This window comes from Pseudomonas sp. PvP028 (assembly GCF_017832255.1).
Lineage (GTDB): Bacteria > Pseudomonadota > Gammaproteobacteria > Pseudomonadales > Pseudomonadaceae > Aquipseudomonas > Aquipseudomonas syringae.
The window spans coordinates 5,064,126-5,090,705 of the sequence record NZ_JAFIBL010000001.1 but is presented as its reverse complement, the minus strand read 5'-3'; the positions used below and the strand labels follow the sequence as shown (position 1 = coordinate 5,090,705).

Below are 26,580 nucleotides of genomic sequence, written 5' to 3'. Positions count from 1 at the left end.
ATTGGCACGATAATCAGCTGAATTTGTTTACAGCTCCGGGCGCGGAGCATGTGGAACGAGAGACGTCCGGGCAATTGCCTTTCTTGCTGGAGCCCCATGCCCCCGGCCTGTTAACATTCCGCGCTTGATCGACATAATTCGGGATTTTCCATGACCACCGTTCGTACCCGCATCGCGCCATCGCCCACAGGCGACCCCCACGTCGGCACGGCCTACATCGCGCTGTTCAACTACTGCTTTGCCAAACAGCATGGCGGCGAGTTCATCCTGCGCATTGAAGACACCGATCAACTGCGCTCTACCCGCGAGTCCGAACAGCAGATCTTCGACGCACTGCGCTGGCTGGGCATCGACTGGAGCGAAGGCCCCGACGTCGGTGGTCCTCACGGCCCCTACCGCCAAAGCGAGCGCGGCGACATCTACAAGAAATACGCGCAGCAACTGGTCGACATGGGTCATGCCTTCCCGTGCTTCTGCACCGCCGAAGAGCTGGACCAGATGCGCGCCGAACAGCAGGCCAAGGGCGAAACTCCGCGCTATGACGGTCGTGCCTTGCTGCTCACCAAGGAAGAAGTTCAGCGCCGCCTGGATGCCGGCGAGCCACACGTGATCCGCATGAAAGTGCCGACCGAAGGCGTCTGCGTCGTCCCTGATATGCTGCGTGGCGAAGTCGAAATCCCGTGGGACCGCATGGACATGCAGGTCCTGATGAAGACCGACGGCCTGCCGACCTACTTCCTCGCCAACGTCGTCGATGACCACCTGATGGGCATCACCCACGTATTGCGCGGCGAAGAATGGCTGCCATCGGCACCCAAACTGATCCTGCTGTACGAATACTTCGGCTGGGACAAGCCGCAACTGTGCTACATGCCGCTGCTGCGTAACCCCGACAAGAGCAAGCTGTCCAAGCGCAAGAACCCCACCTCGGTGACTTTCTACGAGCGCATGGGCTTCATGCCCGAGGCGATGCTCAACTACCTGGGGCGCATGGGCTGGTCGATGCCTGACGAGCGCGAGAAGTTCTCCTTGCAGGAGATGGTCGACAACTTCGACCTGTCGCGTGTTTCGCTGGGCGGGCCGATCTTCGATATCGAAAAGCTTTCCTGGCTCAATGGCCAATGGCTGCGTGATCTGCCGGTCGAGGAGTTTGCCTCACGTCTGAAGACCTGGGCGCTGAACCCTGACTACATGATGAAGATCGCACCGCATGTGCAGGGCAGGGTAGAGACCTTCAGTCAGGTCGCACCGCTGGCCGGCTTCTTCTTCGCAGGTGGCGTCACGCCTGATGTGAAGCTGTTCGAACACAAGAAGCTGTCTCCGGAGCAGGTGCGTCAGGTGATGCAGCTGATCCTGTGGAAGCTGGAATCGCTGCGTCAGTGGGAGAAGGACCGCATCATGGGTTGCATCCAGGCCGTGGTCGAACATCTCGAACTCAAGCTGCGTGATGCCATGCCACTGATGTTCGCTGCGATCACCGGTCAGGCCAATTCGGTCTCGGTGACCGATGCGATGGAAATCCTCGGTCCTGACCTGACCCGCTTCCGGCTGCGTCAGGCACTCGATTTGCTGGGCGGCGTTTCCAAGAAAGAAAACAAGGAATGGGAAAAGCTGCTGGGCTCGATTGCCTGAGGCATTACCTGTTCCTGTGAATCGCCCCCGGTTCTCCGGGGGTTGAATGGTAAGTGGTTGTATTACCGACAAAAAAGTTTGCAGATTGTAGAAAATAAATTTGACAGCCCTGTCACTCACGCTTAATATGCGCCCCGTCCACTGATGTGGGGCTTTAGCTCAGCTGGGAGAGCGCCTGCATGGCATGCAGGAGGTCAGCGGTTCGATCCCGCTAAGCTCCACCAAATTTAGCGTTGCAGAGTGCTGCTACACTGCTCTGGAATCTGGAATGATGTGAAACAAGCGGATCCAGCGACCGTTTGTTTTGCGAGAAGGTTTTGTCCCCTTCGTCTAGTGGCCTAGGACACCGCCCTTTCACGGCGGTAACAGGGGTTCGAGTCCCCTAGGGGACGCCAGTTTCACCGAGTGATGCCGGAAGGTTGATCTCCGCCGAGAGGCGTAAATCCGGGGCTTTAGCTCAGCTGGGAGAGCGCCTGCATGGCATGCAGGAGGTCAGCGGTTCGATCCCGCTAAGCTCCACCAATTTTGCCAGGGTTCATCGTTCGATGAACCTGACTGAAGGTTTTGCGTCCCCTTCGTCTAGTGGCCTAGGACACCGCCCTTTCACGGCGGTAACAGGGGTTCGAGTCCCCTAGGGGACGCCACGATTTCCCGCTCTGCGGGACCAAGGGTCATTCGATTATTGAATGGCCCTTTTGTTTTTTCAGGGTTCGAAAAATCCTTCTTTCTGTTTTTATCTATTGCCACACTCAACTGTAACCGACTCTCTTGCCGATACTGCGTTGGCATGCCGTTCGGGACACTCCGCGTCCTCTATGCGTTCGCAACGCAGTGCGCCGCGAACTGCATCCTCGCGCTACAGCCCTCATGGTTATACATAAGTCTTGTGGGAGCGAGCTTGCTCGCGAAGAGGCCGGTATAGCTCCCAGGAAATAGGGGTTGGATGCATCGTCTTCGTGAGCAAGCTCACTCCCACAGGTCTGTGTCCAGTCTGCACGTACGGTTTCAGGCCTTTTATCCGGGCTTATCCAGACTTGTGTGTGACTCTGAGCGCTGTAGCGTGAAGAGCAAAAGGCGTTCCGAGGGGCGCTTTTCATGCCAGCGCGTGTGAACGCGCGCCATGACCCGCTACACTCCCGCCAATCACATCTACTCAAGCAGGAGCACGCATGGTCTGGGACCGGGCAACGCCGTTTGTCATCGATCTGAATGTCGCCGCCGAAGACATCGACGGGCTGGGGCACGCCAATAACGCCGTCTATGTGTCCTGGCTGGAACGCTGTGCCTGGCGTCATTCGCAGTTCCTCGGGCTGGACCTCACCGAATACCGACGCCTCGACCGTGCGATGGCGGTGGTCAGGCATGAGATCGACTACCTCGCCAGCGCCTACGAGAACGACGAGCTGCAACTGGCGACCTGGATCGTCGACTGGGACCGCCGCCTGAAAATGACCCGCTGTTTTCAGCTCAAGCGTCCTGCCGACAACCTGACCTTGCTGCGCGCGCAAACCACCTTTGTCTGCATCGAACTGTCCACTGGTAAGCCCAAGCGTATGCCTGCCGAGTTCATTGAGGGCTACGGCGCAGCCATCTCTGACAACGCCGTTCCCAATCCGCACGTCGGGCAGTAAACTGCCGGACTTTTTTTCGAGTGTTACCCATGCAAATTGCTCTGGCGCCCATGGAGGGGTTGGTCGACGACATCCTGCGTAATGTGCTGACGAAAGTCGGCGGCATCGACTGGTGCGTGACCGAATTCATCCGGGTGTCCGAGCGTTTGATGCCGGCGCATTACTTCTATAAATACGCATCGGAATTTCACCAGGGCGCGAAAACTGACGCAGGCACACCGTTACGCCTTCAATTGCTGGGCTCTGACCCCGTGTGCCTGGCCGAGAACGCCGCGTTCGCCTGCGAATTGGGCGCCCCCGTGCTGGATCTCAACTTCGGCTGCCCGGCCAAGACCGTCAATCGCTCGCGTGGCGGCGCAATCCTGCTCAAGGAGCCGGAATTGCTGCATTCGATCGTCAGCCAGGTACGCCGTGCCGTGCCCAAACATATTCCTGTCACAGCCAAGATGCGTCTGGGTTACGAAAATACCGATGGCGCGCTGGATTGCGCACGGGCATTGGCTGACGGCGGGGCAGAGCAAATCGTCGTTCACGCCCGCACCAAGGTCGACGGCTACAAGCCGCCGGCGCACTGGGAGTGGATTGCGCGCATTCAGGAAGTGGTCAAGGTTCCGGTGGTCGCCAACGGGGAAATCTGGACCGTTGAGGATTGGCGGCGTTGCCGCGAAATCTGTGGCGCGCGGGACATCATGATCGGTCGCGGGCTGGTGGCGCGTCCTGATCTGGCCCGGCAGATCGCTGCAGCGCAGAAGGGCGAAGAGGTCGTGCCAATGACCTGGGACGAGCTACAGCCGATGCTGCGGGTCTTCTGGCAGGACTGCCTGGCGAAGATGACGCTGATTCAGGCGCCGGGTCGGCTCAAGCAGTGGCTGGTGCTGTTGACCAAAAGCTATCCCGAGGCGACCCTGATGTTCAATACGTTGCGCCGCGAGACCGACTGCGATCGCATCAGCGTATTGCTGGGCTGCGCGCCCGGTTGCTTACCCAGAAGCTGATCCCGACGAACGGTCAAAAAAATTCTGAAAAAAGTCTCTTGAAAAGCGAAGGGCTGTCCCTATTTTGGTGATCAAGCGATGCCGAAAAAGGGTCGCGTAAATCACTCGCTGATAAACAGGAGAATTGTTATGGCTACTGCATTTTCTCTGGCTCCACTGTTTCGCAACTCAGTGGGATTCGACCGCTTCAACGACCTCTTCGAGTCGGCGGCACGAAATGAGACAACCAGCGGTTATCCGCCCTACAACGTCGAGCGGCACACCGATGACCATTATCGAATCGTGATTGCTGCAGCAGGCATGCAAGAGCAGGATCTCGAGTTGCAGGTTGAAAAAGGCGTGCTGACCGTGATCGGCAACAAGCGCGAGCAAGAAGCCGAAAACGTGACGTATCTGCATCAGGGTATTGCCCGGCGTGAATTCAAGCTGTCATTCAGGCTGGCGGACAATATCGAAGTCAAAGGGGCCGATTTGTCTCACGGCCTGCTGAATATTGACTTGGTGCGCAATGTGCCGGAAGAAGCGAAACCAAAGCGTATTCCGCTCAATAGCCAGAAAGCGCTGGAAAACTGATCCGTCAGGTGACGTTGAGTCAGCGGCATGTAACAGAGAAGGCGCCTGCGGGGCGCCTTCTTTTTTAGTCCTGATGTGCGGTTTGCTGCGCAGGCCGCTTGAGCTCCAGCAAGGACTCGAACTGCGGGCCTGGCAGTGGTTCGCTGAACAGATAGCCTTGATAGGTGTAGCAGCCGACTTTTTCCAGAAATGCCAACTGCTCTGAGGTTTCCACGCCTTCCGCGATCACGTTCAGGTTGAGGCTCTGCGCCATGGCGACGATGGCACGGATGATTTCCGCGTCGTTGGGGTCGTTGGTGGCGTCCTGGACGAAAGACTGGTCTATCTTCAGCGTATCCACCGGCAAGCGCTTGAGGTAGGTCAGTGACGAATAGCCAGTGCCGAAATCATCCATCGCAAAGCTGACGCCCAGCGCCTTTAAGCTGAGCATCTTGAGGATGGTGTCGTCCAGGTTCTGGATGACGATACCTTCGGTGATTTCCAGCTTGAGCATGGACGCAGGCAACTGATGCAGGGTCAGGCTGCGTTCCACGCGCTCGATGAAATCGTGCTGGAGAAACTGTCGCGGGCTGATATTGACGCCCATCAGGAATCTGTTTTCCGGGATCAGCCCCTGCCTTAACAGCAGGCCACCGGTTTTGCAGGCTTCGTTCAGAATATGGCTGCCGACCTCCAGAATCATTCCGCTTTCTTCAAGTATCTGCACGAACTGATCAGGCGCCATCAAGCCGTATTCGGGGTGTTGCCAGCGCAGCAGGGCCTCGGCCCCGGTGATGTATTCGTTGCGGCAGTCGACCTGGGCCTGGAAGTGTAGGTGAAATTCGTTGCGGGTGAGGGCCAGGCGCAAGTCATTTTCCAGGCGCAGACGCTGGCTGACGGCCTGTTGCATGGACACATGGAAAAACTGTGAAGCGTTGCGCCCGCCATCCTTGGCCCGATACAGGGCAATATCGGCGCGCTTGAGCAGATCGGCCGGGGTCAGCCCATCATCCGGAATCAGCACCACGCCGATGCTCGGTGTGACCTGCAGGCGATGGCCGTCGAGAAACATCGGTTCGGCCAGCAGGTTGCGCAGGTTGTCGGCCAGCTCCCGCACTTGCTGGGTGACCTCGTCCTGTGAGCCTTCCAGGCCGCAGATCAACACCACGAATTCGTCGCCGCCCAAGCGGGCCACGGTGTCTTCCTGGCGCACGCTGGCTTCCAGGCGCGCGGCGATGATGCTCAGAACGCTATCGCCCACCGGATGGCCGAGCGAGTCGTTGATGTGCTTGAAATGGTCCAGATCGAGAAACAGCAGGGCACCGCGCAGGTTCTGATGCTGAAGCAGCGACACTTGCTGGCTCAGGCGGTCGAGCAGCAGTGCGCGATTGGGCAGCCCGGTCAGCGGGTCGTGATAAGCCAGGTGCTGAATCTGCGCCTGGGCATTTTTAAGCGCGCCGATGTCGCGGGCATTCATCAACAGGCAGGCGGTGTTGTTCAGGGTGATGAATTCGACCGATATATCCAGTACCAGGGGCGCGCCGTGCTTGTCTCGACCGTCCATTTCCCGATGATGCACGCGGCCTTTCTGGCGCAATTCTTCAAGCATGTGTTCGCGCTGCAAGGTGTCGGTCCAGATACCGACCTCGTGCGCTGTACGGCCGAGCACTTCCTGCGCGCTGAAACCGGTCAGGCGAGTAAAACCATCGTTGACCTCGACATAGCGGCCCGAGTCGATCTCAGTGATGGTGATCGAGTCGGGGCTTGAATGAAACGCCTTGGCAAATTTTTCCTCGCTGGCCTCCAGGGCGATCTGCGCGCACTGTTGGGTAATGTCCATGAGGGTGCCGGACAGCCTGACGGGCTTGCCCTGTTCATCCCGGTAAATCCGCGCGCGGCCTTCAAGCAGGCGTGACGCTCCGTTTTTCAACTTGAACCGGTAGGTGACTTGCAGGCAGTCCTGCCCGGTTTCGAGTGCCACGGCATAGATCGCGCGCATTCGGCGGCGCTCTTCGGCAGGCAGGCTGCCGAAGAACTGCCCGCCAGACTCGTCGAAGAGCCGTGCCGGCATGCCGTGCAACAGCGCCGCGCGTGCCGAAGCCTGCAGCCGGTTGCGGACGATATCCAGATCCCAGGTGCCCATTTGCGCCAGGTCCAGTGCCAGCTCCAGGCGATCACGGGTTTCCTTCAGGGCCCGCTCTGCGTCCGTCAGCGGCAGCCTGGCGGAGGCCGACTGTGCGGTAGCTTTCGGCACGGCGTTATCCGGTAGGTTGGGCATGTTATCCGAGCCTTTAATCGATAGAACCGCCAGAGCGATCTGCCTGCGGCCTGCAGCAGCATCTACTCACTGTGTCTGCGCATCGAGCAATTTCATGAATGCCCGTGCCGCATTCGACAGCGTGCGTTCGGTGTGCAGGATGTAGCCTAGCTGGCGATTGAGCTGTACGCCCGGCAGCGGAATGCGCGCGACCTGCTCGTCGAGCATGGTACGTGGCAGAACACTCCAGGCCAGGCCGATGGAAACCATCATCTTGATGGTCTCCATATAGTTGGTGCTCATGGCGATGTTGGGCTTGAGGCCCTGGGCCTCGCACAATCCGCTGACAATGTGATGGGTAAACGTATTACCGCCGGGAAATACCGCCGGATAGCGCACAATATCCTCCAGCTTCATCGGGCCGCTGTTGGCCAGCGCGTGCTCGGGTGCAGCGACGAAATCCAGCGGATCGTCCCAGACGGGCACGGCGCGGATCAGTGCATGCGGCTCGGGCGCCAGTGTAATGACTGCCAACTCGGCGCGCCCGTGAAGAATTTCTTCATAAGCGATTTCCGAATCCAGGAACTGAATGTCCAGTGCAACCTTCGGGTAAGTACGGGTAAAGGCCCGCAATATCGGCGGCAAACGGTGCAGGCCTATGTGATGGCTGGTCGCCAGAGTCAACCGCCCGGTGACTTCCCCGGTCAGGTTGGTCAAAGCACGGCGGGTGTCATCCAGCACGTTGAGAATCTGGTAGGCGCGCGGCAGCAGGGCGCGTCCGGCCTCGGTCAGACTGACTTCGCGGCCCAGGCGGTCGAACAGGCGCACGTTGAGTTGCTGCTCCAGACCGGCAATGCGCTTGCTGATGGCCGGTTGGGTCAGGTAAAGGCGTTCGCCTGCCCCGGAGAAGCTGCCGGTCTCGGCAATGGCAATAAAGGCATTGAGGTTGGCCAAGTCCATGGTCAGATTCCAGTTGGTTATCCAAAGTATGAAAATTATGAATTTGAGTTATTTAAGCATATTCCATAGGATGACCGCACAAGCCAAAGGGTCATCGCCACGATTGCCCAAGGCATAGAAAGAAGCTGATGAGGAAGTACGTCCGATGGCCGGGAAAACGCTCTACGACAAGCTCTGGGATTCGCATTTGGTCAAACAGCGCGACGATGGTTCGGCGCTGATCTACATTGATCGTCATATCATCCACGAAGTGACCTCGCCGCAGGCGTTCGAAGGTCTGCGGCTGGCGAAGCGCAAGCCTTGGCGGATCGACTCGATCATCGCCACGCCTGACCATAACGTGCCGACCACCGCAGAACGCAAGGGTGGCATCGGTGCCATCGAGGATCAGGTGTCGCGCTTGCAGGTGCAGACCCTCGACGACAACTGCGACGAGTACGGCATCACCGAATTCAAGATGAATGACCCGCGCCAGGGCATCGTCCACGTGATCGGCCCGGAGCAGGGCGCAACCCTGCCAGGCATGAGCGTGGTCTGCGGCGACTCGCACACCTCGACCCACGGCGCATTCGGTGCGCTGGCCCACGGCATCGGCACTTCCGAGGTCGAGCACGTGCTCGCTACCCAGTGCCTGGTTGCCAAGAAAATGAAGAACATGCTGGTGTCGGTCGAAGGGCAATTGCCGTTTGGCGTGACAGCCAAGGACATCGTACTGGCAGTGATCGGCAAGATCGGCACTGCCGGCGGTAACGGTTACGCCATCGAGTTCGCCGGCAGCGCGATCCGCGACCTGTCGATCGAAGGGCGCATGACCATCTGCAACATGTCCATCGAAGCGGGCGCGCGGGTTGGTATGGTGGCCACCGACGAGAAGACCGTCGAGTACGTCAAAGGCCGTCCGTTCGCACCCAAAGGCGCAGAGTGGGACCTCGCTGTCGAAGCCTGGAAGGACCTGGTGTCCGACCCGGACGCTGTGTTCGATACCGTGGTCAAGCTGGACGCCGCACAGATCAAGCCGCAGGTCAGCTGGGGCACCTCGCCGGAAATGGTCCTGGCGGTTGATCAGAACGTGCCGGACCCTGCGCAAGAGCCGGATCTGGTCAAGCGTGGCTCCATCGAGCGTGCGCTCAAGTACATGGGCCTGAAAGCCAATCAGCCGATTACCGACATCCAGCTGGACCGGGTATTCATCGGTTCCTGCACCAACTCGCGCATCGAAGACTTGCGCGCCGCTGCGGACGTTGCCAAAGGTCGCAAGGTGGCTTCAACCATCAAGCAGGCCATCGTGGTCCCAGGCTCGGGGCTGATCAAGGCGCAGGCCGAGAAGGAAGGGCTGGACAAGGTGTTCATCGAAGCCGGCTTTGAGTGGCGTGAACCGGGCTGCTCCATGTGCCTGGCGATGAACCCGGACCGCCTGGGTTCCGGCGAGCACTGCGCGTCGACCTCCAACCGTAACTTCGAAGGTCGTCAGGGGGCCGGTGGCCGCACGCATCTGGTGAGCCCGGCGATGGCCGCTGCCGCTGCGGTGAATGGCCGTTTCATCGATGTTCGCGACCTGATCCAGCACTGAGGAGTCCCGTATGAAAGCCTTTACCCAGCACCGTGGCCTGGTCGCTCCTCTGGATCGTGCCAACGTCGACACTGACCAGATCATTCCCAAGCAGTTTCTCAAGTCGATCAAGCGCACCGGTTTCGGTCCGAACCTGTTCGATGAATGGCGTTATCTGGACGTGGGGCAGCCTTACCAGGACAACTCCAAGCGCCCATTGAACACTGACTTCGTCCTCAACCACGAGCGGTATCAGGGTGCCAGTGTTCTGTTGGCCCGGGAAAACTTCGGCTGCGGCTCGAGCCGCGAACACGCGCCGTGGGCACTGGAAGAGTACGGTTTCTGCGCAATCATTGCGCCGAGCTACGCGGACATCTTCTTCAACAACAGCTTCAAGAACGGCTTGTTGCCGATCATCCTGTCCGAGGAAGACGTCGATCAACTGTTCAAGCAGGTGGAAGCCACGCCCGGTTATCAGTTGAGTATCGATCTGCAGGCGCAGACCGTGACCCGCCCGGATGGCAAGGTCCTGAGCTTTGAAATCGATGCGTTCCGCAAGCATTGCCTGCTCAACGGTCTGGACGATATCGGCCTGACGCTGATGGACGCCGAGGCCATCGCCGGTTTCGAGAGCAAGCACCGCGCCAGCCAGCCGTGGCTGTTCCGCGACTGATCGATCTCCAGCGGATGCATGTTTGCCAGTAAGGTGCAATTGCCCCTTGCTGGCAAAAGTGTTTTCGCGGCACGCTAAATTTTCTGTGGTATCGAGCGTTTCAAGCAGGCGTTGTCAAAGACGCCGATGCACAAAATCGAGGATGTTATGAGCAAGCAGATTCTGATTCTCCCTGGTGATGGTATTGGTCCGGAAATCATGACCGAAGCGGTCAAGGTGCTGGAACTGGCCAACGAAAAGTATCAACTGGGGTTTGAGTTGACCCACGACGTGATCGGCGGCGCGGCCATCGACAAGCACGGCGTGCCGCTGGCCGATGAAACCCTGGAGCGTGCCCGTGCGGCCGATGCCGTGCTGCTGGGTGCAGTCGGCGGCCCGAAATGGGACACCATCGAGCGCGACATCCGTCCTGAGCGCGGTCTGCTGAAAATACGCTCGCAACTGGGCCTGTTCGGCAACCTGCGTCCGGCGATCCTTTATCCGCAACTGGCCGACGCGTCGAGCCTGAAACCGGAAATTGTCGCCGGCCTGGATATCCTGATCGTTCGCGAGTTGACCGGTGGCATCTATTTCGGCGCGCCACGCGGCACGCGGGTGCTGGATAATGGCGAGCGTCAGGCTTACGACACACTGCCGTACAGCGAAAGCGAGATCCGCCGCATTGCCAAAGTCGGTTTCGACATGGCCATGGTGCGTGGCAAGAAGCTCTGCTCGGTGGACAAGGCCAACGTACTGGCGTCCAGCCAGCTGTGGCGCGAAATCGTCGAGCAGGTTGCCAAGGATTACCCTGAAGTCGAACTGAGCCACATGTACGTCGACAACGCTGCCATGCAACTGGTGCGTGCACCCAAGCAGTTCGATGTGATCGTGACCGACAACTTGTTCGGCGACATTCTCTCCGATCAGGCGTCGATGCTCACCGGCTCCATCGGCATGCTGCCGTCGGCCTCGCTGGACACGGCCAACAAGGGCATGTACGAGCCATGTCACGGTTCTGCGCCGGACATCGCCGGCAAAGGCATTGCCAACCCGTTGGCGACCATTCTGTCGGTGTCGATGATGCTGCGTTACAGCTTCAATCTGACCGATGCGGCCGACGCCATCGAAAAGGCTGTCAGCCTGGTTCTGGATCAGGGTATCCGCACCGGCGACATCTGGTCGGAAGGCAAAGTCAAAGTCGGTACGCAGGAAATGGGCGATGCTGTAGTCGCCGCGCTGCGGAATCTGTAATCTCTCTGGCCCGCCGCCTGCTGTGTACGCGCAGAGCGGCGGTCCCACTTTTATTCAAGGTGTAGTTGCGATGAAACGTGTAGGTCTGATCGGTTGGCGTGGCATGGTCGGTTCCGTGCTCATGCAGCGGATGCGGGAAGAGCAGGACTTCGATCTCATTGAGCCGGTGTTCTTCACTACTTCCAATGTCGGTGGCCAGGCGCCTTCGGTGGGCAAGGATGTTGCGCCCCTGAAAGATGCCTACAGCATCGACGAGCTGAAAACCCTGGACGTGGTGCTGACCTGCCAGGGTGGCGACTACACCAATGAGGTGTTCCCCAAGCTGCGCGAAGCGGGCTGGCAGGGTTACTGGATCGATGCGGCGTCGAGCCTGCGCATGCAGGATGACGCGGTCATCGTGCTTGACCCGGTGAACCGCAAGGTCATCGACCAGCAACTGGATGCGGGTACCAAGAACTATATCGGTGGCAACTGCACCGTCAGCCTGATGCTGATGGGCCTGGGCGGCCTGTTCGATGCCGGTCTGGTCGAGTGGATGAACGTCATGACCTATCAGGCGGCCTCCGGCGCCGGCGCGCAGAACATGCGTGAGCTGATCCGGCAAATGGGCGCGGTGCATGCTTCGGTGGCCGATGATCTGGCCAACCCGGCCAGCGCCATTCTGGACATCGACCGCAAGGTGGCTGAAGCCATGCGCAGCGAGTCGTTCCCCACCGAGAACTTCGGCGTGCCGCTGGCGGGCAGCCTGATCCCGTGGATCGACAAGGCCCTGCCAAACGGCCAGAGCCGCGAAGAGTGGAAAGGCCAGGCCGAGACCAACAAGATCCTCGGTCGCTTCAAGAGCCCGATCCCGGTGGACGGCATCTGCGTTCGCATTGGTGCGATGCGCTGCCATAGCCAGGCGCTGACCATCAAGCTGAACAAGGATGTGCCGATTGCGGACATCGAAGGCTTGATCAGCCAGCACAACCCGTGGGTCAAGCTGGTGCCGAACAATCGCGAAGCCAGCATGCATGAGCTGAGCCCGACGGCGGTGACCGGCACCATGAGCATTCCGGTGGGGCGTCTGCGCAAACTGAACATGGGTTCGCAATACCTGGGCGCTTTCACCGTGGGTGACCAGCTGTTGTGGGGCGCTGCGGAGCCGCTGCGTCGCATGCTGAGAATCCTGCTGGAGCGTTGAGGCTTCGGTTTCACAGCAAACCCGCTTTCCGAAAGGGAAGCGGGTTTTTTAATGGCTGATACTTTTGATTGATCGCCCTTTGTCCCTATATATGGGATTGAAATTTACATATTGAGATAAGTGTAACAACGGGTTTATAGTCGTCCTGCACTCACTTCCAAAAAAACAACAGGTGACGCAATGCAGGCGCAATTGATCGCGCTCGATTGGGGGACAACCTCACTTCGTGCTTATCGACTTGGCGAACATGGCCAGGTACTGGAACAGCGCGCATTGAGCGCGGGCATCATGCAGTTGCCAACCACGCCGCGGCTGATCGCGGGGCAGTTCTGCAGTGACGGTTTCGAACTGGCCTTTGACCAGGCGTGCGGCGACTGGCTCGATGCCCAGCCAGACCTGCAGGTGATTGCCTGCGGCATGGTCGGCAGCGCGCAGGGCTGGCGCGAGGCGGCTTACCGGGAAACGCCGGCCAGCGTCAACGAACTGAGCGCAGCGTTGCAGACCGTGCGCAGCGTGCGCGGTGTAACCGTGCACATCATCCCCGGCGTCCTGCAGCGCTCGACCCTGCCTAACGTCATGCGTGGCGAAGAAACCCAGGTGCTGGGTGTGCTGGCGGGGCTCGAAGAAGGGCAGGGCAGCCAGCCTCTGCTGATCGGTCTGCCTGGCAGTCACTCCAAATGGGTGCAGGTAGAGCGCGGGCGCATCGTTCACTTCGACACCTTCATGACCGGCGAGGTCTACGCCGCACTCTGCGCACATACCATTCTCGGACGCACTATGCAGCCTTCGCAGGCGTTCGACGAGCAGGCGTTTGACCGCGGCCTGTCGATTGCTCTGTCCGACGCGGGCTCCGCGGGGCCGCTGTCGACGATTTTCAGCACGCGAACGCTCGGCCTGACCGGGCAATTGGCTGCTAGTGCGCAACCTGACTATCTTTCCGGCCTGTTGATTGGCCATGAACTGGGTGCCATCGCCAGGCTGCATCTGCACAACCACGAACAATTGCCTGCGGTGATCCTCATCGGCAGTGATTCGCTGTGCACGCGCTATGCACGCGGGCTTGCGGTTTGTGGCTTTCCCGGGGTGACATTGGCCGAGCAGGCGACCGAGCGTGGCCTGTGGCAGGTCGCCGTTCAGGCCGGTCTGATCGCGCGCCGCTCGTCCCAACACATTCGAGAGGTTTGACATGCTCAAGCAAGCATTGAAAGAAAATGGCCTGGTCGCGATTCTGCGCGGCCTGCGTCCCGAAGAAGCGCCTGCCGTGGGCGATGCGCTGTACGAGGCGGGGTTTCGGGTCATCGAAGTGCCGCTCAACTCCCCGCAACCGTTCGACAGCATCCGCTTGTTGCGTCAGCAATTGCCTGCCGATTGCCTGATCGGTGCTGGCACCGTGCTCACCGCTGAGCAGGTGACTCAGGTCAAGGATGCCGGCGGGCAAGTGATCGTTATGCCGCACAGTGACGCCAAGGTGCTGCGTGCGGCCAAGGCGGCCGGGCTGTTCCTGTCGCCAGGGGTCGCGACGCCGACCGAAGCCTTTGCGGCACTGGCCGAAGGTGCCGATGTGCTCAAGCTGTTTCCTGCCGAGCAAATGTCGCCTGCGGTGGTCAAGGCGTGGCTGGCGGTCTTGCCCAAGGGCACGATTCTGCTGCCGGTCGGGGGGATTTCGCCGGACAACATGAAGGTATTTCTCGATGCGGGCGTGAAGGGGTTTGGCCTGGGCTCCGGGCTGTTCAAACCCGGCATGAGCGTCGCAGACGTCACCGAGCGTGCCCAGGCCTATGTGGCGGCCTGGAAGCTGCACAGCGCAGCGCTTGCAGACTGACCGGCGCAGACGCCGTCGTGCAGTAGCCGCTATCCAACAAGAGAATCAACAAGAGAAACCGCACTCATGAAAATCACCAAACTCACCACGTTCATCGTTCCGCCGCGCTGGTGCTTCCTCAAGGTCGAGACCGACGAGGGCGTTGTCGGCTGGGGCGAGCCAGTGGTCGAAGGCCGCGCGCACACGGTCGCTGCCGCTGTGGAAGAGCTTTCCGATTACCTGATCGGCAAGGATCCGCGCAACATTGAAGACATCTGGACCGTGCTGTACCGCGGCGGCTTCTACCGCGGCGGCGCGATTCACATGAGTGCGCTGGCCGGTATCGATCAGGCGTTGTGGGACATCAAGGGCAAGGCGCTGGGGGTGTCGGTCAGTGATCTGCTCGGCGGTCAGGTGCGTGACAAGATTCGCGTCTATTCGTGGATTGGCGGTGATCGACCCGCCGATACGGCGCGCGCCGCCAAGGAAGCGGTCGAGCGCGGTTTTACGGCGGTGAAGATGAATGGCACCGAAGAGCTGCAGTTTCTCGACACTTTCGACAAGGTCGACCTGGCACTGGCCAACGTGGCCGCCGTGCGTGATGCAGTGGGGCCGAATGTCGGCATCGGTGTGGACTTCCACGGCCGGGTTCACAAGCCGATGGCCAAGGTGCTGATGAAGGAGCTGGACCCGTACAAGCTGATGTTCATCGAAGAGCCGGTGCTCAGCGAGAACTATGAAGCACTGAAGGAACTGGCGCCGCTGACCAGCACTCCGATTGCGCTGGGCGAGCGGCTGTTCTCGCGCTGGGACTTCAAGCGTGTGTTGAGCGAAGGCTACGTCGACATCATCCAGCCGGATGCCTCGCACGCCGGTGGCATTACCGAAACCCGCAAGATCGCCAACATGGCTGAAGCCTACGACGTCGCACTGGCGCTGCATTGCCCGCTGGGGCCTATCGCGCTGGCGGCCTGCCTGCAACTGGACGCGGTTTGCTACAACGCCTTCATCCAGGAGCAGAGCCTGGGTATTCACTACAACGAAAGCAACGACCTGCTCGATTACGTCAAGCACCCGGAAGTCTTTGACTACGACAAAGGCATGGTCAAGATCCCCAACGGCCCCGGCCTGGGCATCGAAATCAACGAAGAATACGTCATTGAACGCGCCGCCATCGGCCACCGCTGGCGCAACCCGATCTGGCGTCATGCGGATGGCAGTTTTGCCGAGTGGTAGAAAAGCAAATCCGCTAGCCATCGTTTCGGCGCTCTGCGCTCATCGCCATACATAAGTCCTGAAGCGCCTGGAAAATGGGCGTTCAGGCTTCTGCCCGCAGGGCGTAGGAGCGAACGTGTTCGCGAACAGGCTTACCTGTTCTCTGAAAATGTTTCGTTTGAACAATTGTCTTCGCGAACAAGTTCGCTCCTACGGCCTTCGGCCAGAATCAAAAGCGCACTTGCGTATAACGATGAGCGCTCTGCGTGGGAACGAGAATCGGCGTGCCTTCAGCTCAGCTGTATCGAAACACAGACCTCAATAAATCCAACAAGAGGCTACATTCCATGCGCACTCGAACTCTGGAGGGTGCGGCATCCCTGGTGACGCCGTCCCGCAAACGTTTCTTTATCATGGTGCTGCTGTTCATCACCGTAGTGATCAACTACCTGGACCGCAGCAACCTGTCGATTGCCGCACCAGCGCTGACCTCCGAACTGGGCCTTGATCCGGTGCATGTCGGGCTGATCTTTTCCGCGTTCGGCTGGACCTACGCCGCCATGCAACTGCCTGGGGGCTGGCTGGTAGATCGCGTGCCGCCGCGCATTCTCTATACCGCAGCCCTGCTGCTGTGGTCCATTGCGACCATCATGCTCGGCTTCGCCGCCAGCTTCATCGCCCTGTTCGTACTGCGCATGGCGGTCGGTGCGCTGGAAGCACCTGCTTATCCGATCAACAGCCGCGTGGTTACCACCTGGTTTCCCGAGCGCGAGCGTGCTACCGCTATCGGCGTCTACACCTCCGGACAGTTCGTCGGTCTGGCGTTTTTGACCCCGGTACTGGCCTGGTTGCAGGCGCACTACGGCTGGCACATGGTGTTTGTCGCCACCGGTGGAGTCGGCGTGTTGTGGGCGTTGATCTGGTACACGGTGTATCGCGAGCCACGTGATTTCAAAGGCGTCAATCAGCAGGAAATCGAGCTGATTCAGGAGGGTGGCGGGCTGGTGGACATCCAGAAGGATGTCGAAAAACAGAAGCAGGCGTTCAGCTGGCTGGACCTGGGTATTGTGTTGAGCAGGCGCAAGCTGTGGGGCATCTACCTGGGGCAGTTCTGCCTGAACTCGACGCTGTGGTTTTTCCTGACCTGGTTCCCGACCTACCTGGTGAAATACCGGGGTATGGACTTCATCAAGTCTGGCCTGCTGGCGTCGTTGCCGTTCCTCGCCGCATTCGTCGGTGTGCTGTGCTCGGGCTTCTTTTCCGACTGGCTGATCCGTCGCGGGCATAGCGTAGGCTTTGCACGCAAGTTGCCGATCATTGCCGGGCTGCTGATCTCGACCTCGATCATCGGTGCCAACTTCGTCGACTCTACGCCGCTGGTGATCACCTTTCTGGCGCTGGCGTTCTTCGGCAACGGTCTGGCGTCGATCACCTGGTCGCTGGTCTCGACCCTGGCACCGGCGCGCCTGCTGGGCCTGACCGGTGGCACGTTCAACTTCATCGGCAACCTTTCTGCCATCGCCACCCCGATCGTGATTGGCTTTCTGGCGTCGGGAGACTCGTTCGCGCCTGCCATCACCTACATTTCGGTCCTGGCACTGCTGGGCGCGCTGTCGTACATCCTGCTGGTAGGGAAAGTGGAGCGTATCGAGCTCTGATATCGACGCATCCGGACACTGGCGGTGATAATGCCGCCGGTTTTCGATCCGAACCCTTTTGATCCGAGCAAGGCCTCTCATGCACAACGATTCGATCACCCCTGAAAAGATTACCGGCAAGGACTCCGTACCCACCGGGACTCAGACCTTGCTGCGCGGGCTGGGGGTGGTGCAGGCGGTTGCCGGTGGCGCACGGGACCTCAAGGAGATCGCCCGGCTGATCGGCACCACGCGCAGCACCACGCACCGTCTGGCCAGTTGCCTGGTCGAGGAGCGTTACCTGCGCATCGTTCCTCAGGTGGGCTATCTGCTTGGGCCGAAACTGATCGAGCTGGGGTTTCAGGCGCGTGAAGAGGTGCCCCTGGCGATGCTGGCCAGGCCGTATCTGGATCGCTTGTCGGAGCTGACCGGCGATACCGTGCATCTGGCAGTACGGGAAGGGGACGACGTGCTCTATCTGCACAAGAATCCCGGTCGCAATGGTCCGGAAATGCGTTCGCGGGTCGGGCATCGGATGCCGATGGTGCGCACCGGTATCGGCAAGGCGCTGCTGCTGGACAGTGCTCAGTCCGAGTGGCAGCGGCTGTATGAAATCAGCATGCCGAGCACAGGCAGAAATCCGCTATGGCCTGCTCATGAGCAGCAAACCTGGGAACAGTTGAAGGCACGGCGGGAGGAGTACGTAGAAGGAGGGTATGCATTCGATCTGGAGGACAACGAGCCGTCGATCCGTTGTGTCGCAGCGCCGGTACGTGATGCCAGCAAACAGATCGTTGCCGGCATCAGTGTCGCCAGTACCGTGCCCTACATGCCGTTGGAGAAGATGGCCGAGCTGGTTCCGCTGATCAAAACCATCGCAGCGGAACTCTCGGCCGATCTCGGCGGCTGATCGGCAGTCGATCAGGCCTTCAGCGTGGCCATGTCGATTACGAAGCGGTACTTCACGTCACCGGCCAGCATGCGCTCGTAGGCTTCGTTGATGTTGCGGATATCGAGCATTTCGATGTCGCAGGTGATGTCGTTCTCGGCACAGAAATCCAGTACTTCCTGAGTTTCCGCGATACCGCCGATCAACGAACCGGCCAGCACGCGACGGCTCATTACCAGGTTGGCGGCGTGTACTGGCGGCTCGATCGGCTCAATCAGGCCGACCAGAATGTGGGCGCCGTCGAAACGCAAGGTTTCCAGGTAGGGGTTCAGGTCGTGCTGCACCGGAATGGTGTCGAGCAGGAAGTCGAAATGCCCGGCAGCAGCCTTCATCTGTTCAGCGTCGGTGGAGACGATCACATGATCGGCGCCTTGACGATGTGCTTCCTGAGCCTTGGCGGCGGAGCGGGTGAACAGGGTCACTTCAGCGCCCATGGCCTTGGCGAACTTGATGCCCATGTGGCCCAGACCGCCCATGCCCAGAATGCCGACCTTGTCGCCCGCCTTGACGCCGTAGTGCTTGAGCGGCGAATAGGTGGTGATACCTGCGCAGAGAATCGGCGCAGCAGCGGCCGGATCGAGTTTTTCCGGGACGCGCACGACAAAGTGCTCGGCGACCACGATGCTGTTCGAGTAACCGCCCATGGTGTTGCTGCCGTCCACGCGGTCCGGCGTTGCGTAAGTCATGGTCGGGCCTTCCAGGCAGTACTGCTCGAGGTCCGACTTGCAGGCCGAGCATTCGCGGCACGAATCGACCATGCAGCCGACACCGACCATGTCACCGACCTTGTACTGGGTTGCACTGCTGCCGGTGGCAGTGACGCGGCCAACGATTTCGTGGCCTGGCATCAGTGGGTAAACAGCAATGCCCCACTCGTTGCGCGCCTGGTGAATGTCGGAGTGGCAGACGCCGCAATAAAGGATTTCGATGGCAACGTCGTCGGCACGCAGAGCGCGACGTTCGAAGGTCATCGGGGCGAGGGGAGCGGTAGCTGACTGTGCGGCGTAACCGATAGCTGTGTACATGTTTGACCTCGCAAGATGTAACGGAAGAGAGGCGAACCATTGTCCTGATACAGGCCCTTCGCGGCTATGGTGAATCCTCCGTGTTTCATGCCTATTCCTCCGGCCTGAAAATTCAGGGTCGGCGCTGAGGCGCAAATCTGCGATGATACGGCTGTCTGTTTCTCTGCCAGGCTGTGCCCATGACCTTACCTGTTGTGCCGGATGGCAATGCCACCCTCGTTTCCCTGATCCAGCCGCTGGCAGTGCGCCCGGGGTTTGTCGCTACGCCGTTGCCGGAGGTCCGCGTGCTTTCGGCGTTTGGTTATGTCGCCAGCAGCCCGCAGATCTACGAGCCGAGCCTGATGATCGTGGTGCAGGGCAGCAAGATCGCGTGCCTGGGGCCGCGCACGTTCGAATACGGCACCGGGCATTACCTGATTCAGGCGCTCTCTGTGCCGTTCAAGTGCGAAACGTTCGCCACTCCGGAAAAGCCGCTTTACGGCGTTTCAGTGGCGATTGACCGCGTGTTGCTCGGTGAGCTGGTGCAGGTGATGGGCCCGGTCACCGGGCACGAGAGTCAGGTGCAGACGCCGGAATCCATGACCTCGGTGCGCATCGATAACACTATGCGCGACAGTGTCGAGCGTTTGCTGCGTTGTCTGCATGATCCGCTGGAGTGTCAGGCCATGGGCCAGGCACGGATTCGCGAGGTGCTGTATACCGCGCTGCGCGGACCGCAGTCGGGGGTGCTACGTGCGCTGGTCGAACAGCAGGGGCAGTTCGCACGAATTGCCTCGGCCGTGACCTACCTGCATGAGCATTATGACCACGCGTTGAACGTCGACACGCTGGCCAGTTGCGCGAACATGAGCACGTCGACCTTTCATGAGCATTTCAAGCGCAGCACGCTGTTGTCGCCGGTGCAGTACCTCAAGCGCCTGCGCCTGCTCAAGGCTCAGCAATTGCTGGTGGCCGAGGGCCTGGGTGTGGCGCAGGTCGCGTTGAAGGTCGGCTATCAAAGCGCGTCGCAGTTCAGTCGTGAATACAAACGTTACTTTGAGCGCAGACCGGGCGAAGAGGGATGTAGGGGTTAGCTGCAAGCTTCAAGCCGCAAGCTTCAAGATCAAAGCTTGTAGCTTGTAGCTTGTAGCTTGTAGCTTGTAGCTTGTAGCTTGTAGCTTGTAGCTTGTAGCTTGTAGCTTGCAGCTGCTTCACCTCACATATTCGGGTAGGTCGGGCCGCCAGCGCCTTCCGGTGCCACCCAGGTGATGTTCTGCGACGGGTCCTTGATGTCGCAGGTCTTGCAGTGCACGCAGTTCTGCGCGTTGATCTGGAAGCGTTTCTCGCCGTCTTCCTTGGTGATGACTTCATACACGCCAGCCGGGCAATAACGCTGAGCCGGCTCGTCATACAGCGGCAGGTTCTTGCTGATCGGGATGCTCGGATCGGTCAGCTTCAGGTGGCAGGGCTGTTCCTCTTCATGGTTGGTGCTGGAGAGGAATACCGAACTGAGCTTGTCGAAGCTGAGCTTGCCGTCGGGTTTCGGGTAGTCGATCTTCTTCGAGTCGGCTGCGAGCTTCAGGCAGGCGTAGTCCGGCTTGGTGTCGTGCAGCGTGAACGGCAGCTTGCCACCGAAAATGTTCTGATCGATGAAGTTGAATGCGCCGCCCTTGATCGCGCCGTATTTGTGGATCGCCACGCCAAAGTTACGGCTGGCGAACAGTTCTTCATGCAGCCAGCTGGCCTTGAATGCGTCCACGTAGGCGTTCAGCACGTCGCCGCCTTCCTTGCCGGCGAGCAGCGCGTCGGCTACCGAATCGGCAGCCAGCATGCCTGACTTCATCGCCGTATGGCTGCCCTTGATCTTGGCGAAATTCAGCGTGCCCAGATCGCAGCCGATCAGCGCGCCGCCGGGGAAGACCATCTTCGGCAGGGAGTTCAAGCCGCCCTTGGCAATCGCGCGGGCACCGTAGCTGATGCGCTTGCCGCCTTCCAGGTACTGCTTGACGACCGGGTGATGCTTGTAGCGCTGGAATTCGTCGAACGGCGAGAGGTACGGGTTGCTGTAGGACAGGTCGATGATCAGGCCGACCACGACCTGATTGTTTTCCAGGTGGTACAGGAACGAGCCGCCCGGATTGTCATCGTCCAGCGGCCAGCCGGCGGTGTGCACCACCAGCCCCTGTTCATGTTTAGCCGGATCGACTTCCCAGATTTCCTTGAGGCCGATAGCGTAATGCTGCACGTCGGCTTCGTCGTCGAGCTTGAAGCGCTTGAGCAGCTGCTTGCCGATGTGACCACGGCAGCCTTCGGCGAACAGCGTGTACTTGGCGCGCAGTTCCATGCCGGGGGTGTACAGGCCTTCCTTCGGATTGCCTTCGCGGTCGACACCCAGGTCGCCGGTGACGATGCCGCGTACTACACCGTTTTCGTCGAACAGCGCTTCCTGAGCGGCAAAGCCCGGATAGATTTCGACACCGAGGTTTTCAGCCTGCTGCGCCAGCCAGCGGCACAGGTTGCCCAGCGAGATGATGTAGTTGCCATGGTTGTGCATGGTCTTGGGGACGAAAAAGTCCGGTATTTTCTGGGCTTTTTCGGCGTCGCGCAGCACATAGATGTCGTCGCGCTTGACCGGCGTGTTGAGCGGAGCGCCCAGTTCCTGCCAGTTGGGGAACAGTTCGTTCAGTGCGCGGGGCTCGAACACGGCACCGGAGAGGATGTGCGCACCGACTTCGGAGCCTTTTTCCACCACGCAGACGCTGATTTCCTGGCCAGCTTCAGCGGCCTTCTGTTTAAGGCGGCAAGCGGCAGAAAGCCCGGACGGGCCGGCTCCGACGATAACGACGTCGAATTCCATGTATTCGCGTTCCACAGGCTATCTCCTACTCTCAAGGCTCACGGTGTTTTTATGGGCACTGCTTTTTTGGTTGCTGCAGGCCGACGCATGGAGGTATTGAACCGCCTCGTCTTTTAATGGTTCGCATTATATCTACACCACTGCGCGGGTCCAATACAAACGTTTGTTTGAATCGGCCGCAGGCCAGATAAATCAAAGACACCAGACTCGGAACTGGCCGATTTGGCGTATTGACCGGAAAAGGCGTTGCGGTCAATATACGGGCGGTTTTGCGTTTGCCGTAGGCTGAAACGAGGTTCCCGGATTGCGGGCAATCTCTCAAAAGGCATCAGGCAGACGCGCTGCAGGCAACAGGTCAACGTCGCACGGCGCATTTTACACACCCAGCCGCTGCTTGACGGGTGACTCCCGGCTTTTATATGGCTTTTTAAAGCCGTCCGAATGGCCTGCACGCATAGCGATTGCTTGTTGAGGACACATATCGATCGCCTGGTGCCGCCGGGCGACTTCTTTTCACCGGAGAGTGAGGAATCCATGAAGGTTCTTGTAGCTGTCAAACGAGTGGTCGACTACAACGTCAAGGTTCGCGTCAAGGCGGACAACTCCGGCGTCGATCTTGCCAACGTCAAAATGTCCATGAACCCGTTCTGCGAAATCGCCGTTGAAGAGGCGGTTCGTCTTAAAGAGAAGGGTGTAGCCACCGAAATCGTCGTCGTCACCATCGGCCCGACCACCGCTCAGGAACAACTGCGTACCGCCCTGGCACTGGGGGCCGACCGTGCCGTGCTGGTCGAGTCCGCCGAGGAACTGACTTCTCTGGCCGTGGCCAAGCTGCTCAAGGCCGTGGTCGACAAGGAGCAGCCACAACTGGTGATCCTTGGCAAACAGGCCATCGACAGTGATAACAACCAGACCGGCCAGATGCTGGCTGCGTTGAGCGGCTACCCGCAGGGTACGTTCGCATCCAAGGTTGAAGTGACCGGTGACAAGGTCGCCGTAACCCGTGAAATCGACGGCGGCCTGCAGACCGTTTCCCTGAGCCTGCCAGCCATCGTGACCACGGACCTGCGCCTGAACGAGCCACGCTACGCTTCGCTGCCCAACATCATGAAGGCCAAGAAGAAGCCGCTCGAAGTGCTGACCCCGGATGCACTGGGCGTTTCCACGGCCTCGACCAACAAGACCCTCAAGGTCGAAGCGCCGGCTGCACGCAGCGCCGGCATCAAGGTCAAGTCGGTGGCTGAACTGGTCGAGAAACTGAAAAACGAAGCGAAGGTAATCTAAATGACGATCCTGGTTATCGCTGAACACGACAATGCGACCGTAGCCCCGGCTACGCTCAACACCCTTGCTGCTGCCCAGAAGATCGGCGGTGACATTCATTTGCTGGTGGCCGGTTCCGGCGTGAGCGCCGTTGCCGACGCAGCCGCCAAAATTGCCGGTGTGACCAAGGTCCTGGTGGCCGATCACGAAGCCTACGCGCACCAACTGCCTGAAAACATCGCACCGCTGGTCGTGGAACTGGCTGCGGGCCATAGCCATGTTCTGGCTGCGGCAACGTCCAATGGCAAGAACATCCTGCCGCGTGTCGCTGCGCAGCTGGATGTTGACCAGATATCCGAGATCGTATCGGTGGTTTCCGCCGACACCTTCACTCGTCCGATCTATGCCGGTAATGCCATCGCCACCGTTCAGTCGACGGCTGCGGTCAAGGTCATCACCGTACGCGCCACCGGCTTCGACCCGGTGGCTGCCGAGGGTGGCTCGGCCGCTGTTGAAGCAGTATCGGCTGCTCACGATGCCGGCAAGTCCAGCTTCGTTGGTGAAGAACTGGCCAAATCTGATCGTCCGGAGCTGACAGCAGCGAAGATCGTGGTTTCCGGTGGTCGCGGCATGCAGAACGGCGACAACTTCAGGCACCTGTACACGCTGGCCGACAAGCTCGGTGCGGCAGTGGGCGCTTCCCGTGCTGCGGTCGATGCCGGTTTCGTACCCAACGACATGCAGGTCGGTCAGACCGGCAAGATCGTTGCTCCTCAGCTGTACATCGCGGTCGGTATTTCCGGTGCCATTCAGCATCTGGCCGGTATGAAGGATTCCAAGGTGATCGTTGCGATCAACAAGGATGAAGAGGCGCCGATCTTCCAGGTCGCCGATTACGGTCTGGTGGCTGACTTGTTCGAAGCCATCCCCGAGCTGGAGAAGCTGGTTTAAGCCACGCGCTTCCACTATAAAGAGAACCCGTTCCATTCGGGGTTCGCACACCAGCGGTTTATGGTGCGCCTGCCCGGATCGAACGGGTTTTTTATTGGGTATCGAAAGGACTTCTCATGGTGCATTCCCGGCTGCTGTCTTCGCTTCTTTTCGGGCTGATCGCGCTGCCGTCGCTGGCCTTCGCCGCAGGCAAGTGCGAGCGTCTGATCGTGACTGGCAGCCCGGACGCGCCGCCTTATCTGTGGCGTGATCCCCAGGACCCGCGTCACCTGATGGGCGCCAATGCCGATCTGCTGACTCAGGCAGCGGGCGAGCTGGGTATCAAGGTTGAGTTTCTGTATGGCGGCAAGCGCAGTCAGGCACTCGAAGAGGTGCGCACCGGGCGCATGGACCTGCTGGCTGACGCGCCGTTGAACGCGGCACAACTCGAAGCGCTGGATTACATTCATCCGCCGATCGTGCAGAACGAAATCATGGTCTGGACGCGTCACGATCACAGTGTGCCGTTCAATGCCGTCAGCGAGCTGCAGGGTCATCCCGGCGCCATGTCGGAAAAGACCCGCCTGACGCCATCCTTTGATGCGCTGGCCAGACAGAGTCTGACCCTGGAGAGGGTGCCTGCACTTACGCCCGCGTTCCAGAAGCTGGCCCTGGGTGAGGTGGATTACGTGCTTGCCGGGCGTTATGCCGGTCTGGTCATGGTGCAGACCCTGGGTCTGTCCAAAGACCTGACAGCGCAGCCTCTACCGGTCGATACGCCGGGTTTTTATCTGGCCTTGTCGTTCAATTCGGCCTGCAATGAACCATGGTTGCGCGGACAGCTGGCGAAAAAGATGACAGAATCGGCCGCCTCTGGCCTTGCGGGCGATGTCATCAGGCACAACCTGGAGTTGTGGAAAGCCCAACTGCTGCAACCTGCCAGCGCCAGCGCACCCAACAAGTAGGGATGTTTTTGTGAGTATTCGTTTTTCAATTGCCGTCATGGCAATCGCCACGCTGGCCGGTTGCGCCAGTGACCCGGTACCAACCGAGCAGTTCAAACTGACCGAGCAGGCGCTGGAGCAGGCCAAGGCGGTCGGTGCGAGTGACGATCAGCCCGAGATGGAAGTCGCCCAGGCCGGCTTCGCCGAAGCCCGCGCCTCCATGGCAAGCCACGCCTACAAGGACGCGCGCATGAAAGCCGAGCAGGCCGAACTTGATGCGCGCCTGGCCGAAGCGCGAGTGCTGACCCTCAAGAGCCAGGAGCAGGTCAATCAGTTGAATACCCGCCTCAATCGCTTGTGCAAGCAGCTGGGGGAGGCGCAATGAACCGTATTCCTCGTGTCCTGAGTGTGTGTCTGTTGCTGGGGTCGGCTGGCCTTTACGGTTGTGCCGGTCACAAGGACAGTGGCCAGGCCTTGCAGCAGGCCAGTGCCGACTTCCAGAAGGTCAAGGAAGATACCGATGTGCTGCGCAGTGCGCCCAAAGATGTCATTCGCGCGGGTGAGTCGCTGGCCCGCGCCGAGCGTCTGTCCAGTTACCTGGGGAGCGGTGCCGATGTCGCTCACTACGCCTACCTCAGCAGCCGTTACAGCGAAATCGCGCGTGAGCACAGCAACCTGATGCTGAGTCAGGAGCGTCTGGCAAAAATGGACATGGAGCGTCAGCGTATGCAGCTGGCACTGCGTGAAGCCAAGCTGGCCAGCGCCCAGCAGCAGGGCCGTTGGCTGGAGGATCAGATCCTCAGCCTGGCCACCACCGAAACCGACCGCGGGCTGGTCATGACCCTGGGCGATGTGCTGTTCGACGCCGGACATGCCGAGCTGAAAAACTCCGCCAGCCGTACCATCCTCAAAGTTGTGCAGTTTCTGCAGATCAACCCGCGCCGAGTGGTCCGGATCGAAGGTTATACCGACAGTACGGGCGATCGTCAGGACAACCTGAAGCTCTCGAAAGACCGGGCACAGGCCGTCGCTGACGTGCTGATGGACCTGGGTGTCGATGAAAAACGTATCCACGTCGAAGGTTATGGCCAGGAGTTTCCTGTGAATGCCAATACCTTCGAGCGGGGCCGTGCGCAAAACAGGCGTGTCGAGATCGTTTTCTCGGACGAGAAAGGTCAGTTGGGCGCAGCTCGCTGATAAAAAGCCGATAAAAAGCCCGACGCCGGAAACGGCCTCGGGCTTTTTTGTCTTTAATAACATTGACTATGGCGTTTCTGCCCGCGTTTATTTTCACTCAGCAATCATCAATGCTGGCCTG

General features: G+C 59.7%; 23 protein-coding genes and 4 tRNA genes. 23 read left to right on the top strand and 4 right to left on the bottom strand.

The genetic code is table 11. From position 1 onward, the window contains the following. Positions 1–150 precede the first annotated feature (150 nt). The 8 genes from gltX to JOE34_RS21780 all read left to right on the top strand — a co-directional run bounded on the left by gltX (position 151) and on the right by JOE34_RS21780 (position 4,831). Complete coding sequence (gene gltX / locus JOE34_RS21815) at positions 151–1,632, top strand: glutamate--tRNA ligase (protein WP_046266695.1); 1,482 nt, start codon at positions 151–153, stop codon at positions 1,630–1,632. A 148-nt stretch (positions 1,633–1,780) separates the two neighbouring features. Then, positions 1,781–1,856, top strand: a tRNA-Ala gene (locus JOE34_RS21810). Positions 1,857–1,951: 95 nt separating this feature from the next. Beyond that, a tRNA-Glu gene (locus JOE34_RS21805) sits at positions 1,952–2,027 on the top strand. Positions 2,028–2,078: 51 nt separating this feature from the next. Beyond that, a tRNA-Ala gene (locus JOE34_RS21800) sits at positions 2,079–2,154 on the top strand. A 46-nt stretch (positions 2,155–2,200) separates the two neighbouring features. Continuing rightward, a tRNA-Glu gene (locus JOE34_RS21795) sits at positions 2,201–2,276 on the top strand. 525 nt (positions 2,277–2,801) lie between these two features. Next, the gene (locus JOE34_RS21790) at positions 2,802–3,263 is read left to right on the top strand and encodes a thioesterase family protein (protein WP_209996654.1); all 462 of its coding nucleotides are present in this window, start codon (positions 2,802–2,804) and stop codon (positions 3,261–3,263) included. Positions 3,264–3,292: 29 nt separating this feature from the next. Continuing rightward, complete coding sequence (locus JOE34_RS21785) at positions 3,293–4,258, top strand: tRNA-dihydrouridine synthase family protein (RefSeq protein ID WP_024664020.1); 966 nt, start codon at positions 3,293–3,295, stop codon at positions 4,256–4,258. Positions 4,259–4,387: 129 nt separating this feature from the next. Continuing rightward, positions 4,388–4,831 carry an Hsp20 family protein gene (locus tag JOE34_RS21780; protein ID WP_003316521.1) on the top strand — a complete coding sequence of 148 codons (444 nt, stop codon included), beginning with the start codon at positions 4,388–4,390 and terminating at the stop codon, positions 4,829–4,831. A 64-nt stretch (positions 4,832–4,895) separates the two neighbouring features. Here the strand turns inward: JOE34_RS21780 and JOE34_RS21775 are convergent, their stop codons facing one another. Beyond that, positions 4,896–7,088: a GGDEF domain-containing phosphodiesterase gene (locus JOE34_RS21775; protein ID WP_024663304.1), complete on the bottom strand. Its 2,193-nt coding sequence runs from the start codon at positions 7,086–7,088 to the stop codon at positions 4,896–4,898. 66 nt (positions 7,089–7,154) lie between these two features. Next, positions 7,155–8,027 (bottom strand): LysR family transcriptional regulator, encoded by an 873-nt coding sequence (locus tag JOE34_RS21770; RefSeq protein ID WP_003316523.1) that lies wholly within the window; start codon positions 8,025–8,027, stop codon positions 7,155–7,157. A gap of 145 nt (positions 8,028–8,172) precedes the next feature. Between JOE34_RS21770 and leuC the strand changes: the two genes are divergently transcribed. The 9 genes from leuC to JOE34_RS21725 all read left to right on the top strand — a co-directional run bounded on the left by leuC (position 8,173) and on the right by JOE34_RS21725 (position 18,225). After that, a complete protein-coding gene (gene leuC, locus JOE34_RS21765) occupies positions 8,173–9,597 on the top strand; it encodes a 3-isopropylmalate dehydratase large subunit (RefSeq protein WP_003316525.1) in 1,425 nt (474 codons plus the stop codon). 10 nt (positions 9,598–9,607) lie between these two features. Further along, on the top strand, positions 9,608–10,249 hold the full coding sequence (gene leuD, locus JOE34_RS21760) for a 3-isopropylmalate dehydratase small subunit (protein WP_003423567.1): 642 nt from the start codon (positions 9,608–9,610) through the stop codon (positions 10,247–10,249). A gap of 147 nt (positions 10,250–10,396) precedes the next feature. Further along, a complete protein-coding gene (gene leuB, locus JOE34_RS21755; RefSeq protein WP_003345644.1) occupies positions 10,397–11,479 on the top strand; it encodes a 3-isopropylmalate dehydrogenase in 1,083 nt (360 codons plus the stop codon). A gap of 70 nt (positions 11,480–11,549) precedes the next feature. Beyond that, positions 11,550–12,662 carry an aspartate-semialdehyde dehydrogenase gene (asd, locus tag JOE34_RS21750; RefSeq protein ID WP_002552957.1) on the top strand — a complete coding sequence of 371 codons (1,113 nt, stop codon included), beginning with the start codon at positions 11,550–11,552 and terminating at the stop codon, positions 12,660–12,662. 180 nt (positions 12,663–12,842) lie between these two features. Beyond that, a complete protein-coding gene (locus JOE34_RS21745; RefSeq protein ID WP_016567766.1) occupies positions 12,843–13,847 on the top strand; it encodes a 2-dehydro-3-deoxygalactonokinase in 1,005 nt (334 codons plus the stop codon). 1 nt (position 13,848) lies between these two features. Next, positions 13,849–14,484: a 2-dehydro-3-deoxy-6-phosphogalactonate aldolase gene (locus JOE34_RS21740; protein ID WP_003316530.1), complete on the top strand. Its 636-nt coding sequence runs from the start codon at positions 13,849–13,851 to the stop codon at positions 14,482–14,484. 66 nt (positions 14,485–14,550) lie between these two features. Further along, a complete protein-coding gene (dgoD, locus tag JOE34_RS21735; RefSeq protein ID WP_003394509.1) occupies positions 14,551–15,699 on the top strand; it encodes a galactonate dehydratase in 1,149 nt (382 codons plus the stop codon). A gap of 326 nt (positions 15,700–16,025) precedes the next feature. Continuing rightward, positions 16,026–17,336: an MFS transporter gene (locus JOE34_RS21730; protein ID WP_003316531.1), complete on the top strand. Its 1,311-nt coding sequence runs from the start codon at positions 16,026–16,028 to the stop codon at positions 17,334–17,336. A gap of 79 nt (positions 17,337–17,415) precedes the next feature. Next, on the top strand, positions 17,416–18,225 hold the full coding sequence (locus JOE34_RS21725) for an IclR family transcriptional regulator (RefSeq protein WP_004418314.1): 810 nt from the start codon (positions 17,416–17,418) through the stop codon (positions 18,223–18,225). A gap of 11 nt (positions 18,226–18,236) precedes the next feature. Here the strand turns inward: JOE34_RS21725 and JOE34_RS21720 are convergent, their stop codons facing one another. After that, the gene (locus JOE34_RS21720; RefSeq protein ID WP_010432991.1) at positions 18,237–19,289 is read right to left on the bottom strand and encodes an NAD(P)-dependent alcohol dehydrogenase; all 1,053 of its coding nucleotides are present in this window, start codon (positions 19,287–19,289) and stop codon (positions 18,237–18,239) included. A 179-nt stretch (positions 19,290–19,468) separates the two neighbouring features. On the opposite strand from JOE34_RS21720, the gene JOE34_RS21715 reads away from it, so the two are divergent. Next, positions 19,469–20,362 (top strand): AraC family transcriptional regulator, encoded by an 894-nt coding sequence (locus tag JOE34_RS21715; protein WP_046267046.1) that lies wholly within the window; start codon positions 19,469–19,471, stop codon positions 20,360–20,362. Between the two features lie 122 nt (positions 20,363–20,484). Here JOE34_RS21715 and JOE34_RS21710 read toward each other — a convergent pair whose 3' ends face one another. Beyond that, the gene (locus tag JOE34_RS21710) at positions 20,485–22,140 is read right to left on the bottom strand and encodes an electron transfer flavoprotein-ubiquinone oxidoreductase (protein WP_003394534.1); all 1,656 of its coding nucleotides are present in this window, start codon (positions 22,138–22,140) and stop codon (positions 20,485–20,487) included. Between the two features lie 519 nt (positions 22,141–22,659). Between JOE34_RS21710 and JOE34_RS21705 the strand changes: the two genes are divergently transcribed. From JOE34_RS21705 to JOE34_RS21685, 5 genes are all read left to right on the top strand, one after another. Continuing rightward, positions 22,660–23,409 (top strand): electron transfer flavoprotein subunit beta/FixA family protein, encoded by a 750-nt coding sequence (locus JOE34_RS21705; protein WP_003394537.1) that lies wholly within the window; start codon positions 22,660–22,662, stop codon positions 23,407–23,409. Then, a complete protein-coding gene (locus JOE34_RS21700) occupies positions 23,410–24,339 on the top strand; it encodes an FAD-binding protein (protein WP_003366683.1) in 930 nt (309 codons plus the stop codon). A 116-nt stretch (positions 24,340–24,455) separates the two neighbouring features. Continuing rightward, complete coding sequence (locus JOE34_RS21695) at positions 24,456–25,283, top strand: transporter substrate-binding domain-containing protein (protein WP_003394542.1); 828 nt, start codon at positions 24,456–24,458, stop codon at positions 25,281–25,283. 10 nt (positions 25,284–25,293) lie between these two features. After that, positions 25,294–25,647 carry a DUF4398 domain-containing protein gene (locus JOE34_RS21690; RefSeq protein ID WP_209996652.1) on the top strand — a complete coding sequence of 118 codons (354 nt, stop codon included), beginning with the start codon at positions 25,294–25,296 and terminating at the stop codon, positions 25,645–25,647. Continuing rightward, the gene (locus JOE34_RS21685; RefSeq protein ID WP_046266416.1) at positions 25,644–26,459 is read left to right on the top strand and encodes an OmpA family protein; all 816 of its coding nucleotides are present in this window, start codon (positions 25,644–25,646) and stop codon (positions 26,457–26,459) included. The genes JOE34_RS21690 and JOE34_RS21685 overlap by 4 nt, the downstream gene beginning before the upstream one ends. The last annotated feature ends 121 nt before the right edge of the window (positions 26,460–26,580 follow it).

Bases quoted from the DNA above. Each gene is read 5' to 3' on its own strand.
- JOE34_RS21730 (WP_003316531.1), top strand. From the start codon at position 16,026: ATGCGCACTCGAACTCTGGAGGGTGCGGCATCCCTGGTGACGCCGTCC.
- asd (WP_002552957.1), top strand. From the start codon at position 11,550: ATGAAACGTGTAGGTCTGATCGGTTGGCGTGGCATGGTCGGTTCCGTG.
- JOE34_RS21775 (WP_024663304.1), bottom strand. From the start codon at position 7,088: ATGCCCAACCTACCGGATAACGCCGTGCCGAAAGCTACCGCACAGTCG.
- leuB (WP_003345644.1), top strand. From the start codon at position 10,397: ATGAGCAAGCAGATTCTGATTCTCCCTGGTGATGGTATTGGTCCGGAA.
- leuD (WP_003423567.1), top strand. From the start codon at position 9,608: ATGAAAGCCTTTACCCAGCACCGTGGCCTGGTCGCTCCTCTGGATCGT.
- JOE34_RS21745 (WP_016567766.1), top strand. From the start codon at position 12,843: ATGCAGGCGCAATTGATCGCGCTCGATTGGGGGACAACCTCACTTCGT.
- JOE34_RS21720 (WP_010432991.1), bottom strand. From the start codon at position 19,289: ATGTACACAGCTATCGGTTACGCCGCACAGTCAGCTACCGCTCCCCTC.
- JOE34_RS21780 (WP_003316521.1), top strand. From the start codon at position 4,388: ATGGCTACTGCATTTTCTCTGGCTCCACTGTTTCGCAACTCAGTGGGA.
- JOE34_RS21740 (WP_003316530.1), top strand. From the start codon at position 13,849: ATGCTCAAGCAAGCATTGAAAGAAAATGGCCTGGTCGCGATTCTGCGC.
- JOE34_RS21785 (WP_024664020.1), top strand. From the start codon at position 3,293: ATGCAAATTGCTCTGGCGCCCATGGAGGGGTTGGTCGACGACATCCTG.
- leuC (WP_003316525.1), top strand. From the start codon at position 8,173: ATGGCCGGGAAAACGCTCTACGACAAGCTCTGGGATTCGCATTTGGTC.
- JOE34_RS21700 (WP_003366683.1), top strand. From the start codon at position 23,410: ATGACGATCCTGGTTATCGCTGAACACGACAATGCGACCGTAGCCCCG.
- JOE34_RS21705 (WP_003394537.1), top strand. From the start codon at position 22,660: ATGAAGGTTCTTGTAGCTGTCAAACGAGTGGTCGACTACAACGTCAAG.
- JOE34_RS21790 (WP_209996654.1), top strand. From the start codon at position 2,802: ATGGTCTGGGACCGGGCAACGCCGTTTGTCATCGATCTGAATGTCGCC.
- JOE34_RS21725 (WP_004418314.1), top strand. From the start codon at position 17,416: ATGCACAACGATTCGATCACCCCTGAAAAGATTACCGGCAAGGACTCC.
- dgoD (WP_003394509.1), top strand. From the start codon at position 14,551: ATGAAAATCACCAAACTCACCACGTTCATCGTTCCGCCGCGCTGGTGC.
- JOE34_RS21715 (WP_046267046.1), top strand. From the start codon at position 19,469: ATGACCTTACCTGTTGTGCCGGATGGCAATGCCACCCTCGTTTCCCTG.
- gltX (WP_046266695.1), top strand. From the start codon at position 151: ATGACCACCGTTCGTACCCGCATCGCGCCATCGCCCACAGGCGACCCC.
- JOE34_RS21770 (WP_003316523.1), bottom strand. From the start codon at position 8,027: ATGGACTTGGCCAACCTCAATGCCTTTATTGCCATTGCCGAGACCGGC.
- JOE34_RS21695 (WP_003394542.1), top strand. From the start codon at position 24,456: ATGGTGCATTCCCGGCTGCTGTCTTCGCTTCTTTTCGGGCTGATCGCG.
- JOE34_RS21685 (WP_046266416.1), top strand. From the start codon at position 25,644: ATGAACCGTATTCCTCGTGTCCTGAGTGTGTGTCTGTTGCTGGGGTCG.